Annotated in this window: 14 protein-coding genes; 5 read left to right on the top strand and 9 right to left on the bottom strand. The window is 70.7% G+C overall.

Annotation, left to right across the window (positions count from 1 at the left end; all coding sequences use genetic code 11):
- Positions 1–26 precede the first annotated feature (26 nt).
- The 5 genes from AB0J66_RS42455 to AB0J66_RS42435 all read right to left on the bottom strand — a co-directional run bounded on the left by AB0J66_RS42455 (position 27) and on the right by AB0J66_RS42435 (position 3,757).
- Positions 27–332, bottom strand: coding sequence for an antibiotic biosynthesis monooxygenase (locus tag AB0J66_RS42455; RefSeq protein ID WP_364673181.1), 306 nt, complete (start codon positions 330–332; stop codon positions 27–29).
- A gap of 77 nt (positions 333–409) precedes the next feature.
- A complete protein-coding gene (locus AB0J66_RS42450; RefSeq protein WP_364673179.1) occupies positions 410–2,146 on the bottom strand; it encodes an MDR family MFS transporter in 1,737 nt (578 codons plus the stop codon).
- A complete protein-coding gene (locus AB0J66_RS42445) occupies positions 2,143–2,544 on the bottom strand; it encodes a MarR family transcriptional regulator (protein WP_364673177.1) in 402 nt (133 codons plus the stop codon). The genes AB0J66_RS42450 and AB0J66_RS42445 overlap by 4 nt, the downstream gene beginning before the upstream one ends.
- 164 nt (positions 2,545–2,708) lie before the next feature.
- Positions 2,709–3,293: a 50S ribosomal protein L11 methyltransferase gene (locus AB0J66_RS42440; protein ID WP_364673175.1), complete on the bottom strand. Its 585-nt coding sequence runs from the start codon at positions 3,291–3,293 to the stop codon at positions 2,709–2,711.
- Positions 3,290–3,757, bottom strand: coding sequence for a hypothetical protein (locus tag AB0J66_RS42435; protein WP_364673174.1), 468 nt, complete (start codon positions 3,755–3,757; stop codon positions 3,290–3,292). The genes AB0J66_RS42440 and AB0J66_RS42435 overlap by 4 nt, the downstream gene beginning before the upstream one ends.
- A gap of 221 nt (positions 3,758–3,978) precedes the next feature.
- Here AB0J66_RS42435 and AB0J66_RS42430 point away from each other — a divergent pair, with 221 nt between their 5' ends.
- Positions 3,979–4,635, top strand: a complete 657-nt coding sequence (locus AB0J66_RS42430; RefSeq protein ID WP_097319777.1) for a response regulator transcription factor — start codon at positions 3,979–3,981, stop codon at positions 4,633–4,635.
- A 155-nt stretch (positions 4,636–4,790) separates the two neighbouring features.
- Positions 4,791–5,975: a hypothetical protein gene (locus AB0J66_RS42425; protein WP_364673172.1), complete on the top strand. Its 1,185-nt coding sequence runs from the start codon at positions 4,791–4,793 to the stop codon at positions 5,973–5,975.
- Positions 5,976–6,008: 33 nt separating this feature from the next.
- Here AB0J66_RS42425 and serA read toward each other — a convergent pair whose 3' ends face one another.
- Positions 6,009–7,223 carry a phosphoglycerate dehydrogenase gene (gene serA / locus AB0J66_RS42420; RefSeq protein ID WP_364673170.1) on the bottom strand — a complete coding sequence of 405 codons (1,215 nt, stop codon included), beginning with the start codon at positions 7,221–7,223 and terminating at the stop codon, positions 6,009–6,011.
- A gap of 171 nt (positions 7,224–7,394) precedes the next feature.
- Positions 7,395–8,309 carry an aminoglycoside phosphotransferase family protein gene (locus tag AB0J66_RS42415; protein ID WP_364673168.1) on the bottom strand — a complete coding sequence of 305 codons (915 nt, stop codon included), beginning with the start codon at positions 8,307–8,309 and terminating at the stop codon, positions 7,395–7,397.
- Positions 8,310–8,426: 117 nt separating this feature from the next.
- On the opposite strand from AB0J66_RS42415, the gene AB0J66_RS42410 reads away from it, so the two are divergent.
- Positions 8,427–9,290, top strand: coding sequence for a DMT family transporter (locus AB0J66_RS42410; RefSeq protein ID WP_364673166.1), 864 nt, complete (start codon positions 8,427–8,429; stop codon positions 9,288–9,290).
- Here the strand turns inward: AB0J66_RS42410 and AB0J66_RS42405 are convergent.
- Positions 9,284–9,715: a MarR family transcriptional regulator gene (locus AB0J66_RS42405; protein ID WP_364673164.1), complete on the bottom strand. Its 432-nt coding sequence runs from the start codon at positions 9,713–9,715 to the stop codon at positions 9,284–9,286. The two genes, AB0J66_RS42410 and AB0J66_RS42405, sit on opposite strands and share 7 nt — an antisense overlap.
- 79 nt (positions 9,716–9,794) lie before the next feature.
- On the opposite strand from AB0J66_RS42405, the gene AB0J66_RS42400 reads away from it, so the two are divergent.
- Together AB0J66_RS42400 and AB0J66_RS42395 are read left to right on the top strand one after the other, a co-directional pair.
- Positions 9,795–10,997, top strand: a complete 1,203-nt coding sequence (locus tag AB0J66_RS42400; RefSeq protein ID WP_364673163.1) for an NAD(P)/FAD-dependent oxidoreductase — start codon at positions 9,795–9,797, stop codon at positions 10,995–10,997.
- Positions 10,998–11,120: 123 nt separating this feature from the next.
- Entirely contained in the window at positions 11,121–11,690 is a 570-nt protein-coding gene (locus AB0J66_RS42395) for a DUF3455 domain-containing protein (protein ID WP_364673161.1), read from the top strand.
- On the opposite strand, the gene AB0J66_RS42390 is transcribed toward AB0J66_RS42395, so the two are convergent.
- A complete protein-coding gene (locus AB0J66_RS42390) occupies positions 11,687–13,702 on the bottom strand; it encodes a phosphocholine-specific phospholipase C (RefSeq protein ID WP_364673159.1) in 2,016 nt (671 codons plus the stop codon). The genes AB0J66_RS42395 and AB0J66_RS42390 overlap by 4 nt on opposite strands.
- Positions 13,703–13,736 lie beyond the last annotated feature (34 nt).

Below are 13,736 nucleotides of genomic sequence, written 5' to 3'. Positions count from 1 at the left end.
GTGCCACCAAGTCGGGCGGTGGTCGGTCAGGCTTTGCCGACGTGCTGGACGACGTCGAACTCGAGCAGGGAGGCGCCGCCGGCGACGGGCTTGGCGCGCTCGCCGGAGTGGGCGGCGCGGCCGCTGCCGGCCGACCAGGCCTGGAAGTCCTCCTCGGTCTCCCAGCGGGTGTAGACGAAGTAGCGGGTCTCGCCGGCGACGGGGCGCAGCAGCTCGAAGGACAGGAAACCGGGCGCGTTCTCGACGGCGCCCTGGCGGGCGGCGAACCGCTTCTCCAGCTCGGGGCCGGCGCCCTCGGGAACGTCGATCGCGTTGATCTTCACAACAGCCATGCCGCCACGGTATCCGGGCCAAGGGCAAAGAAAGCGGGAGGCCGGGAGTGTCCGGCCCCCCGCTGAAGTGCCGTGCGTCAGCTCTTGTCTTTGCCTGCGGGGACTGTTTCCGAGGCCGACGTGGAATCCGGCTTGTCGCGGAGGGGGCCCGCTCCCACCTCGCCGGGGACGCCGTCGCTGTTCTCGGCGGCGAGGATGTCGTCGGCGCGCTGCTGCTGGGCCGAGCGCATGCTCAGCGGGATCTCCGGCAGGAAGAAGACGACGATCAGGCCGATGACCATGACGGCCAGGGCGAGCAGGAACACGACCTGGATGCCGTCGGAGAAGCCCTCCTTGAAGGGGTGGGCGATCACGTCGGACAGCTTGTTGAGGAACGACGTGTCGCTCAGGTCGCCGCCACCCGCCGTGGCCTGCTGCAGCGTCTGGGCCTGGGCCGGGTCGGCCTGCAGGGCCTGCTGGAACTCGGGCGTCGAGCGGGCCGCCGTGAAGGCGTCACTGATCTTGCCGGGCAGGACGTTGAACAGCACCGACAGGAAGATCGCGGTGCCCAGCGTGCCGCCCATGGAGCGGAAGAAGGTCACCGAGCTGGTGGCGACGCCGATCTCGCGCGGGGAGACCGCGTTCTGCACCGCGGTGATCATCGGCTGCATGTTGCCGCCCAGGCCGAGGCCCATCAGCACCATGATCAGCATGGTGCGCCAGAGCGGGGTGTCGGCGCCGATCGTGGCGAACAGGGCCAGCGCGGCCACCATCAGGGTGCTGCCGATGATCGGGAAGATCCGGTAGCGGCCGGTCCGGGCGATGAGCTGACCGGAGATGATCGAGCCGGACATGATGCCGAAGACGAACGGGATCATCTGCAGGCCGGCCAGGGTGGCCGACGAGCCCTTCACGATCTGCAGGTAGAGCGGGACGGTCATCAGGCCGCCGAACATCGCCATGCCGAGGATCGTGCTGGAGGTGGCGCCGACGGCGATCGTGCGGTTCCGGAACAGGCGCAGGGGCAGCAGGGCCTCGTCGCCGTAGGCCCGCTCGGCCAGGACGAAGGCCACCAGGCCGAGCGCGCCGATGATGTAGCAGGCGAAGGCGCGACCGGAGTCCCAGCCCCAGTCGCGGCCCTGCTCGGCCACCGTCAGCAGCGGCACCAGGCCGACGATCAGGGCCAGCGCGCCGGGCCAGTCGATGCGGTGGTCGACGCGGGTGTGCGGCAGGTGCAGGACCCGGGCCACGACGGCCATGGCGGCGATGCCGATCGGGACGTTCAGGTAGAAGACCCAGCGCCAGCCGTCGACCCACAGGATGGTGTCGGCGCCGGCGAAGAAGCCGCCCAGGATCGGGCCGAGGACGCTCGCGGTGCCGAAGACGGCCAGGAAGTAGCCCTGGTACTTGGCCCGCTCGCGGGGCGGCACGATGTCGCCGATGATGGCCAGGGCCAGCGACATGAGGCCACCGGCCCCGATGCCCTGGATGGCGCGGAACGCGGCCAGCTCGTACATGTTCTGCGAGAGGCCGCAGAGCATCGAGCCGACGACGAAGATGCCGATGGCGAACAGGAAGAACGGGCGCCGGCCGTAAAGGTCGGAGAGCTTGCCGTAGAGGGGCGTCGAGATCGTCGACGTGATCAGGAAGGCCGTGGTGGCCCAGGCCTGGATGTTGAAGCCGTGCAGGTCGTCGGCGATCGTGCGGGTGGCCGTGGCCATGATCGTCTGGTCCAGCGCGGCCAGGAACATGCCCATCATGAGGCCGGCCAGGATCGTCAGGATCTGCCGGTGGCTGAATTCCGCGGACGCGGGTTTGGTGGTGGGGTTGCTCACGCGTTCTCCCGTGATGGAGTTGCGGCCGGCTCGTTGCGCAGCTGCGCCTCGACCGAGCTGTTGAATTGTTCGAAGAGAGCGGCGAAGGTGGCGATCCGCTCGGCCGGCCAGCCCTCGAGCGCCTCGGCCAGCCACGCCTGGCGGGCCGCCTCGAGCTGCTCGCACGCGGCCCGGCCGGCCTCGGTGATGGCCAGGCGTGATGCCCGGCCGTCCTCGGGGTCGGCCTCGCGCCGGGCCAGTTTCGCCTTCACCAGTTGTGCCACCTGCCGGCTGATCGTGGAGGGGTCGGCCTGCTTGATCTCGGCGAGATCGGTGGCCCGCATCGGGCCCTTGTGCCGCAGTGGAAACAGCAGCATCAGCGCGGAGAACTCCGCACCGAGATCTCCGACACTGAGCATGCTCCTGCTCCGCGTCGCGAGCCGGTGGAACCGGACAAGTTCTTCGGCGAGTTGGGGGAGGGCATCCACGGCGTGCCGTCCTCGGGTCGAACGGTTGATTGCTTGTAACCTACAACTGGTTGGGTGATGAACGCATCTCGATTGTCATCAACCCACGGTCACCATCAGCGCATTTGCCATACGCCTGTGACGAGCGTCTCGGTCTCCTCGAGTGCGGCCGGCACGGGCACGACGTACTCGGCCACCTGGGTGAAGAGCCGCTCGGGGAAGTACCCCCGTCCGGGGTCCCCAACCAGGACCAACGTGTTTTCCCGCCGCGCGGCCCGCAGGGTGGCGGTGATGGCCGGGGCGACCGCCGGGCTGTAGAAGACGTCGCCCGCCAGCAGGACGTCCGGAGTCCCGGTCTCGGCACTGAGTGTGACGTCGTTGGCGGCGGCGTTGCGCCGGGCCGCGGCCACCGCGGCCGGATCGAGGTCGGTCGCGGCCACCTCGGCCGCGCCGGCCCGGGCGGCCGCGATCGCGGCGACTCCGCTGCCGGTGGCGAGATCGTGCACCCTCTTCCCGGCCACCACGGCCGGATGGTCGAGCAAATAGCGGGCCAGGGCCTGACCGCCGGCCCAGACGAAGGCCCAGAACGGCGGCGGCTCGTCGCTGCGGAACTCGCCACCGGTCAGATCGAAGAGGCCGACGTCCTGGTCGGCCAGGTAGAGGGAGATCTCCGGGGCCAGCGGTACGGGCAGCAGCTTCACACAGCGATTGTGCGACCCGAGTTGGCCATCACGAGCTTGGCCCGGTACTCGGCGCGGGCCTCGGCGGCCCACGGGGCGTCCTCGTCCTCGAGCAGCGGGCGGCTGGCCAGGAAGGCGGCCGCGGTCAGCGGCTTGGCCGCGCGGTCGGCCGGACGGCCCTCGGCCGCGGTGATCAGCTCGTCGAACCGGTGGACGTCGACCCGGACCTGGTCGAGGTCGAGCGACCAGCGTCCACGCTGGTGGCGGACGACCGGCTCCATCGTGTCCCGCAGGACGGACATGTCGGACTCGACGGCGTTCTTCTTTTCTTCCAGCGCGTCGGCCAGCTCCGCCGTCGACTGCGGACCCCGCAACGCGAGCAGGGCGAGCAGGTGGCGCGGGCGGTCTCCACCGAAGTCGGGACCGGCCAGGAGGATGCCCCTGGTCCGAACCTCGACCCGGCCGAAAAGCTGGATGTCGAACATGTTTCGGAACTTTGCAAGTGAGGAAGGCAGTGCGGCAAGCCCCAATGCGGGGGGTCTAATCACCCGAAAGATTGGTGATCACGGCCGCTTGGTGTCAACCGATCATCGGGCGTACCGGTGGAACGGATCCGGCCCGGTGCCGCCGCCGTCTGTTGGTAGGGCAAAGATGAGAGCTGGTACTCCTTAGACTTCCACGGGTCCGGTTGAGAGAAAGGTGGCGCATGACTAACGGCGATGCGATCAGCGTGCTCGTCGTCGACGGCCACCAAACCTTTGCCGAGCTGCTGGGACACGCCCTGGCCGGCCAGCCCGACCTGCAATATGTGGGTCACGCGCTGACGGGTGCGGAGGCGCTGCGCCTGGCGGCGGAGCTCAAGCCGAACGTGATTCTGCTCGATCCGGATTTGTCCGATGCGGACGGAATTGCCATCGCCGAACTGCTCCGCGTACGCCAGCCGGACACGCGTGTGGTGATCCTCACTGCCTCCGAGGAGCAGGCGCTCGTCGGGCGGGCCACGGCGGCCGGCGCGGCTGGCTTCCTGTCCAAGAACGGCGCGCTCGGTGATGTGCTCAACGCGCTGCGTACGGCCCACGGCGGTGGCATGACGGTGTCGACCGACATCCTGGCCCGGCTGCTGCGCAGCACGAGCCCGGTGGTCGGCCCGCGCGGCGGCGGCCTCACAGCCCGTGAGGACGAGGTGCTGCAGCTCATGGCGGCCGGCCTGGACGCGCGGGCCATCGCGCGCCGGCTCGGCATCAGCCTGCACACGTGCCGCGGTTACGTGAAGGCGGTTCTGGCCAAACTGGGCGCGCACAGCCAGCTCGAGGCGGTCGCCATCGCCACCCGGCGCGGCCTGGTGCGCCCCGGCCGGCCGTAACGCTAAGTAGTTCTCCCCGGTACTCATCCGGGAGGACGCGAAATCCGTACTCCTTCCGGGGTGCCGCTGTTGATGGCGGCGTCAGGGGAAGGATTCGCGTGGACCGAACAGCAGCTGACCGAGCAGCGGCTGGCGGGGCACCGTCCGATGTGGCGGTGGCCGAGCCGTCGGCGCCCGGCCTGGGGAGTCGAGACACCATCTATCGACGGCCGCCGGCCCAGCCGGAGACGGAGGACCCGTCGTGGTTCAAGGGCGGCGCGCCCGCGGCCCCGGCCGCCGAGACGACGAGCCGGGCCTCGTTCGGCTTCGGCGACGGCCCGATCTCGCCGGTGCGGCACCCGGCGTCGCCGACCTCACCAGCGCCGGTGAGCTACGAAGAAAAATACGACGAGAAGCCCGAGCCGATCGCCGTCGAGCTCCCGGTCCGCCGCATGGGCGACACCGCCGAGCGCCGGATGAACTTCTCCGACACCGGTGAGCGTCCGGCGATCTTCCCCGACCTCAACGAGCGCCCGGCGCCCACCGGCGCGCCGATCGCGTCCCCGGCTCCGGCTCCGGCTCCGGCGCCGGCCCTGATCCCGGCCGCGCCGCGCCAGTCGCGCGGCGTCACCGTCGGCATCGTGCTGATGAGCCTGGTCGTCCTGATCGCCGGCAGCATCGTCGGGGTCGTCTATTTCACCGGCTCCGACGACGACCTCGACTCGGTGCTCCAGCTCGGCGCCGGCGACAACGGCAAGCGTACGGCCGTGGCCCCGCTCGACAACCGCACGAAGGCCAGCTTCGAGCTGCTGGCCGCGAGCAACAAGGTCAACGTCAGCATCGGCGAGCTCGGCGACGACCTGTACCGGATCTCCACTCCGGAGGATGCCGGCATCCTGCCCAGCCCGGTCGTCCGCGACGACGACGTGAAGCTGCAGGTGACCCGGGACGGCGACGGCACCGGGGGCGAGATCGACGTCGTGCTGGCGGCGAAGGTGAGCTGGCAGCTGCGCTTCTCCGGGTACGCCGAGGAGCAGGTCATCGATCTCAGCGGGGGCCAGATCAGCGGCATCGAGATGGTCGGCGGCATGCGCACGGCCCAGTTGACCCTGTCCCGGCCGGCCGGCACGGTCCCGATCAAGATCAATGGCGCGGTGGAGAAGCTGGCCCTCAAGTCGCCGGCCGACAGCCCGGTGCGGGTCAAGGTCGGCGGCGGCGCGCAGACCGTCGTGGCCGGGACGAGGACGCTCAAGGACGTCGCCGCCGGCTCGACGCTCACCCCGAAGGACTGGGCGGTGCCGAACCGGTACGACGTGGGCGCGGGCGCCCCGATCACCACGCTGACTGTTTCCAACGCATGATGGCGGGGGAGGGCCGGGGCCCTCCCCGCCACATCAGGAGAGAACGCGCAGGCGGACCGTCTGCTCCATGGCCCGCAGCCGGTCGAGCACCTCGTCGCTGAAGTCACCGCTGATGTCGGTGATCAGGTAGCCGTACTCGCCGCGGGTGCTCAGCAGCTGACCCTCGACGTTCACCTTGTGCTCGGCCAGGATGCTGTTGACCTGGGCCAGCACGCCGGGCGTGTTGACGTGCACGTGCCCGATGCGGCTCTGCCCGGCCTGCTCGGGCAGGGCGACGCCGGGGAGGTTCACACTGAGCGTGGTGTTGCCCTCCTCGACGAAGGTGGCCAGCTTGTTGGCCACGAAGGCGCCGATGTCGGACTGCGCCTCCTCGGTCGACCCGCCGATGTGCGGGGTGAGGATGACGTTGGGCAGGCCACGCAGCTCGGAGACGAACTCGTCGCCGCGGCCCTTGGGCTCGGTCGGGAAGACGTCGACCGCGGCGCCGGCCAGGTGGCCGCTCTCCAGGGCCTCACGCAGGGCGACGTGGTCGACCACGATGCCGCGCGACAGGTTGAGGAACAGGGCGCCCTCGCGCATCCGCTTGAACTGCTCGGCGCCGAAGAAGCCGGCGTTGCCGGGGCGGCCGTCGACGTGGATCGTGACGATGTCGCTGGTCTCCAGCAGCTCCTCGATCGAGGCGCAGCGGTGCGCGTTGCTCAGCGCGAGCTTGTCGGCGGTGTCGTAGAACGACACGTGCATGCCGAGGTTCTCCGCGAGCACGGAGAGCTGGGTGCCGATGTTGCCGTACCCGACGATGCCGAGGCGGCGGCCGCGGATCTCGTGGGCGCCGTCGGCCGACTTGTCCCAGACGCCGGAGTGCATGAGCGCGTTCTTCTCGGTGAGCCGCCGCGTCATCGCGATGATCTCGGCGATGGCCAGCTCGACGACCGAGCGCGTGTTGGAGAACGGCGCGTTGAAGACCGCGACGCCGCCGGCCGAGGCGGCGGTCAGGTCGATCTGGTCGGTGCCGATGCAGAAGGCGCCGATCGCGACGAGCTTGTCCGCCGCCTCCAGGGCCTTGGCGCTGACCTTGGTCTTGGACCGGATGCCGAGCAGGTGCACCCCGCGGATGCGCTCGATCAGCTCGGACTCGTCGAGGGCGTTGCGGACGGACTCGACGACGTATCCCTCGGCCTCGAGCCGGGTCACCGCGTCGGGATGGATGCTCTCCAGTAGTAGGACTCGCACCTTGGCCTCGTCGATCATGGGGTTCCGTTCAGTGAGGAAGTTTGGCCGTCCGGGCCGCCACGCCGAAGCCCGACCACCCAGCCTAATGCCCTGGAATGACCCGCCCGGGCGGGTGTGCTCGACCTCCCATCTGGTGGTTTCGCGCGTGTTTCCGCGTGCGCACAGATACGGAGGTGACCTTCTATCGGTTCACAACTCGGCCTTCAACCAGGGCAGGAGCGCCTCGGCCTGCCACCGCTGGAAGGCCCGCACGGTCGGGATGCCGGGCGGCGGCGGCAGCCGGCAGATGTCGGAGAACATGCCGGCCAGGGCGGCGAACGCGTCGGTCACGATCCGCCGGTCGATACCCTCGATCACCCGTTCGGGATCGCCGCCGTGCACCCAGACGTTCGACGCGAGGTCGACGCGGTCCCACCAGCCGGGCCCGACGGCGGCCCACGGCCAGTCGACGATCACCACCCGGCCGTCCGGGCGGACGATCATGTTGTCGGCCCGGATGTCGCAATGCGCGACGGTGTCTCCGGTCCCCAGCCGATCGAGCGTCCGGGCGGCGGCGGCCTGCAACTCGGGCAGGTGGTCGCGCGCCCATGGGTCGAGGTCGGCCGGCGGATCGGCGGCCACCCGCTCCCAGCCGCGGAACTCGTGGGCGAACTGGTCGCCGGCCCGGGGCAGGCCCGAAGGCGCCGGCGTGGTGGCCCGGGCGAGCTCGGCGAGGGCCGTCACGGCAGCGTCGATCTCGCTGCTCACCCAGGGGGTACGGGGGTGAGCGCCGGCCACGTCCTCGAGCACCAGGACCACCCACTCACCGTCGTCGAACCCGCCGATCAGGCGGGGCGCGGGCACCCGCTCCGGCAGCAGCGCGGTGATGCGCATCTCGTCGCGCGCCATCTCGGCCGAGCGCGCGTTGATGGTGGCGGTGACGGCCTTGACGAAGGCCCGGCGACCGGTCTCGGTGACCACCCGGTCGGCGCTGCCGGGGGAGAAGCCGCCGGGCTGGGAGTCGGCGCCGACCACGGGGCCGCCGCCGACGATCTGCTCGACCCGGGCCCGCACCGCCCCGGGCAGCTCGAGCCACGTGATCCGTTTTCCGGTCGCCGCCACCATGGGCTGATCGTGTCAGCTTTCCGACGGTGCGGGCGACCCCATTTATTTTGGGACTGATGCCGTTTTTGCCGCCTCTGCCGGGTCTTGAAAAGGTGAAAGGTCTGGCAGACTCGAAGGGTGGCTTCGCTGGGGTGGGCGGTAGTGCTGTCGGTGCTGTCGGCCGGCAGTTACGCGGCCGCGGCCGTGGCCCAGGAGCGCCTGGCCAAGCACGGCCAGCGGGGCCTGTCCCGCTGGGTGATCGCGCTGATGCTGACCGGCGGCGGCGCGATCCTGCATCTGGTCGCGCTCGACTTCGGCACCGTCGCGGTGGTCCAGGCGCTGGGCACCCTGACCCTGCTGTTCGCGCTGCCCATCGCCCGGGTCCGCTATGGCGTACGGCTCAGCGCCGCCGCCTGGGCCGACGCGATGCTCACGGTGGCCGGCCTGGCCCTGATCATGTCGCTGTCCGTCGAGTCGGACCGGCCGGCCGTGCTCGCGCCCGGCGAGGGCCTCGACATCTCTCTCATCACCGTGGGCGCCGTGGGTGTCCTGGCCCTGCTGGCCTGGCGGGTCGGCGCGCGCCTGCGCGGCGTCCTGCTGGCGGCGGCGGCCGGCATCGCCTTCGGCATCTCGTCGCTGCTGGCCAAGGCGGTGATCGGTTCGCTCACCGGCGACGGCCTGGGCTCGGTGTCGACCTTCCTGCTGGCCCTGGTCATCATCTTCGGGGCCGCCGGCTACCTGCTGGGCCAGCTCTCCTACCGCGGCGCCGGCCTGGCCGCGCCCCTGGCCACGGTCAGCGTCGCCAACCCGATCGTGGCCGCCTTCGCCGGCGTCCTCGTCTTCGACGAGGGCTTCCGCTTCGGCGCCACCGGCCTGGTCGTGGTCGCCCTGGCCGGTCTCGTCATGACCGCCGGCGTGATCGGCCTGGCCCGCCGCACGGCCGCGCCCCCGTCGGCCGCCGCCGACGCGCCCGGCGAGTTGTCGGAGCGCTCGGCTCACTGACCCCCGGTCATCACCCGCATGAAGTCGGCGATGGTGGCCAGCTCCTGGGTGCTGTAGCGGGACAGCAGCGAGCGCATGTGGTCGGCCTGGGCGGCGTAGCGGGGGCGGACGCGGTCGTCGACGGCGGCCTCGACCGGGGAGACGATCACCTTGCGGCGGTCGTGCGGGTCGCGGTCGCGGCGGACGAGGCCGGCCGACTCCAGGCGGTCGAGAACGCCGGTCACCGTGCCGGTCTTGAGACCGGTGAGTTCGGCGAAGCGGCCGGGCGTGAGCGGGCCGTGCACGTCGAGCAGCGTCATGAACTGGGCGTCGCTCGGGCCCAGCCGGAGCTCGTCGGCGACCTTGTGGCTGAACAGGACGGCCGAGGCGATCATCCGCCGGGTCGCATCGATGATCTCGGCCTCGGTCAATTCCCTCGTGGACACAAGTATCTCTCAATCGCTAGTATCTCGGTCAGACGAGATAATTGGCTGAGCGAGACATTTTCCCACGGGGAGGGATCACATGGATCGGGCACGGACGGCGATCGTGGTGGGCGGCGGCATAGCGGGGCCGGTGGCGGCGATCGCGTTGCGTAAGGCGGGCATCGAGGCGACGGTCTACGAGGCGTACGAGGGGACTGCCGAAGGAATCGGCGGTGCGCTGACGCTGGCCCCGAACGGGATCGCGGCGCTGGACGCGATCGGCATCGGGGAGGCGGTCACGGCGGCCGGCTCCGAGACGCCGCGCATGGTGATGGAGACCGGTTCGGGCCGGCGGCTCGGCGTCTTCACCGACCTGCCGGGCCTGCCGGTGAGCCGGACCTTCGCCCGGCCCGAGCTCTACGCGGCGCTGCGAAAGGTCGCTGAGGATGCCGGGGTGTCGACCCGGCACGGCAAACGGCTCGTGTCCTATGCGGACGGTCCTGGTGGCGTCACGGCCGCCTTCGCCGACGGCTCCAGCGCGACGGCCGACGTGCTGATCGGGGCCGACGGCATCCACTCGGCCGTACGCCGGCTGCTCGATCCGGCCGCGCCCGCGCCCCGCTACGTCGGTCTGCTCGGCCTCGGCGGGTGGGTGCCGGACGACGGGCTGCCCTCGACCGCGGGCGCGATGCACTTCGCCTTCGGCAAGCGCGGCTTCTTCGGCTACTGGGTGTTCGGTGGGCGGGCCGGCTGGTTCGCCAACCTGGCGTCGGAGAAGCCGCTGAGCGCGGCCGAGGCTCGGGCCGTCCCGGAGGGCGAGTGGCTGCGCCGGCTGCGGGAGCTGTTCGCGGGGGAGAAGCTGCCGGCTTTCCGGATGCTCGACCGGGTCGAGCCGGGGACCCTGGTCAACGTCGGCGGGATGTACGAGTTGCCGCCCGTCCCGGTCTGGCGCCGTGGCCGGGTCGTGCTGACCGGTGACGCCGCGCACGCCACCTCGCCCAGTTCGGGTCAGGGCGCGTCGCTGGCCGTCGAGAGTGCGATCGAGCTCGCCCGCTGCCTGCGCGACCTGCCGGTGCCGGCGGCGCTGGCGGCGTACGAGAGCTTGCGCCGGGCCCGGGTCGAGCGGGTCATCGCGCAGACGGCCAAGGTGAACACCGCGAAGGCGGCCGGGCCGGTGGCCCGGGTCGTCCGCGACCTGACGTTCCCCCTCGCCATGCGCACGGTCTTCAGTCAGGAGCGGATGATGGGCTGGATGCATCGGTACAAAGTGGACTGGAATTCGATGGTTATCCAGACGGAGTAGTCCTTTCGTGCCATCGATGAGGGACGAACGGGTCGCATCGAGCTTGATCTAGATCTGCGGGCGGCCGGCTTCCGTGTTGTCGGGCGAAGGGGCGACGCTCACGCCCCCAAACAAGGAGTCTCCATGCTCAACACGAAGCGTTCCCGGGTCCGTGCCGCCGCTGGGGTGGGGATGGCGGCCGTGGTGGCGGCCGTCGGTGCGGTCACGTTCAACGCGTCCGCGGCCGAGCAGTCGTCGGTGGCGGTGACCGCGCCCGACGGCAAGGCCGTCTCCATCCCGGGCATCGCGGCCGCCATCAAGCCGCCGAAGGGCGTCAAGCCGCTCGGCGCGTACGTCGTCACGTCGGGCACCCAGACCTACACCTGCGCCAACGGCTCCTTCGCGGGGGCGTCCGTGCCGGAGGCGCAACTGCTCGGCACCGGCGGCCGGGTGCACCACTTCGCCGGCCCGAGCTGGCAGTCGACCCGCGACAACTCGCTGGTCAAGGCGGCCAAAGAGGCCGAGAGCGCGCGTGCCGGCACGATCCCGGAGCTGCTGCTCAAGGTCACCGAGACCTCCGGCACGGGTGTGCTGAGCCGTGCCACCTACATCAACCGGCTGCTGACCTCCGGCGGCACGGCCCCGGCCGGCGCCTGCACGAACGGCGAGAAGAAGGCCGTTCCGTACGGCGCGGTCTACGTTTTCTGGCGCTAGATCAGGCCGCCCATGCCGGGGTCGCTGATGCTCTCCTCCCCGTTCTCCAAGTGGCCGGCGTAGCGGCGCTCGACGCCCGCGCCGGTCACGGTGAGGTCGTACCACCCACGGGTGCGGTCGGTGGCGCGGTGGACGATCCGGCGCGCTCCGGCGCGTACGGCCAATCGCTCTGACTTGTGGGTGTAACGGTCGGCGATGGTCAGATCGGCCCGCGCGACGCCGTGGTTGCGCAGCTCCAGCGTGATCGTCTGCCGGTGATCGTCGGTGCCGACCCGTACCTCAAGCGCGGTGTTGCCCTTGAAGTGCCGGAAGAAGCCGTTCGGGCCGCGCACCTCGAGGTCGGGCTGTCCGGGCCAGGTGCCGGTGAGTTGCCGGCCGGGCTCGACGGTGTACGTGCGGGGCGCGACCGTGGCCTCGCCGGAGTGCACGTGGAAGACGGCGGCGGCCCGCCCGGTGTTGCGGAACTCGATCGTGAAGCCGTCCTTGTCCGCGCGGCCGTCGACCTGCAGGCGGTACGGGAGCGCGCGGGCCGGGCGGACGCCACGCTCCTGCCGGGGAAGCGCGGGGTCGGCCGGCGGCACGGGCGCCTCGTCCGGCTGCCGGGTCAGCTCGGCCGGCTTGAAGTCGGCGGTGCTCGGCAACGAGGGCCGCCGGCGGTTCGGGTTCTTGAAGTCGAAGACGCTGGTCAGGTCGCCCGCCACGGCGCGCCGCCACGGGGTGATGTTGGTTTCGGTCAGGCCGAACCGCCTCTCCAGGAAGCGGATCAGCGACGTGTGGTCGAAGACCTGCGAGTTCACGTAACCGCCGCGGGTCCACGGCGAGACCACGATCGTCGGGACGCGCAGACCCAGGCCGTACGGGCCGGTGGGGTGACCGGCGCTGCCCGGGAAGATCTCGTTGGTGGTCGGGACGGTCGACTCGCCCGGTGTCGGCGGCACGAGATGGTCGAAGAAGCCGCCCTCCTCGTCGTACGTGACGATCAGGGCCATCTTGCTCCACACCTGCGGGTTGTCGGCGAGGATGTCGATGACGCGCGAGACGTACCACTCGCCGTAGTGCGGGCCCCAGTTCGGGTGCTCGGTGTAGGCCTCGGGCGCGACGATCCAGCTGACCGCGGGCAGCCGGCCGTTCTCGACGTCGGCGCGGAAGTCGGTGAGCAGCTTCTCCGGATCGCGGCCGAGCTTGTTGATCTCGGTGCCGGTCTTGGCCTTGTCCGCGAGAGGGTTGCCAAGCGTGGCGTTCTGGTACTGGTGGAAGTAGAGCAGCGCGTTGTCGCCGTAGTTGCCGATGAACGGGTCGCTGGTCCAGCCCCAGGAGCCGGCCGCGGTCAGCCCGAGCCCGATGTCCTGATAGATCTTCCACGAGACGCCGGCCTTCTCGAGCCGCTCCGGGTAGGTCGACCAGTCGTACCCGGCCTCGGCGTTGTCGACCACCGGCCCGCCGCCCCGGCCGTCGTTGCCGACCCAGCCGGTCCACATGTGGTAGCGGTTGGGGTCGGTCGAGCCCAGCAGCGAGCAGAAGTAGTTGTCACAGACCGTGAACGCGTCGGCCAGCGCGTAGTGGTACGGCAGGTCGGCCCGGACGTGATGGGTCATGGTCTGTACGCCCTTGTTGGGCACGAAACGGTCGTGCCGGCCGCCGTTCCAGGCGGCGTGCGTGTCGTTCCAGCCGTGCGGCGGGTCGGGCAGGAACATCGCGCCCACGTCCGGCACCTCGGGCCGGAACGGCAGCAGCTCGCCGTCGCCGTTCGCCTGGTGCCAGACCGACTTGCCGTTCGCCTGCCGGACGGGGTGCGGGTCGGCGAAGCCCCGGACCCCGCGCATCGTGCCGAAGTAGTGGTCGAACGACCGGTTCTCCTGCATCAGGAAGATGACGTGCTCGACGTCCCGGAGGCTCCCGGTGCGGTTGTCCGCGGGAATAGCCAGAGCCTTGTCGAGGCTCGAGGGCGCCGCCGAGGCGACCGCGGGGATGCCCAGCATCTGCAGGAACGTGCGCCTATCCACATTGGCCATGAGCCGGAAGCTAGACCGCCAAGGTGGCCACTGC

Origin of the sequence: Actinoplanes sp. NPDC049598 (assembly GCF_040675435.1) — a bacterium.
Classification (GTDB): domain Bacteria; phylum Actinomycetota; class Actinomycetes; order Mycobacteriales; family Micromonosporaceae; genus Actinoplanes.
The sequence above is the reverse complement of the archived record's forward strand: the minus strand, read 5'-3'. Positions and strand labels throughout refer to the sequence as shown.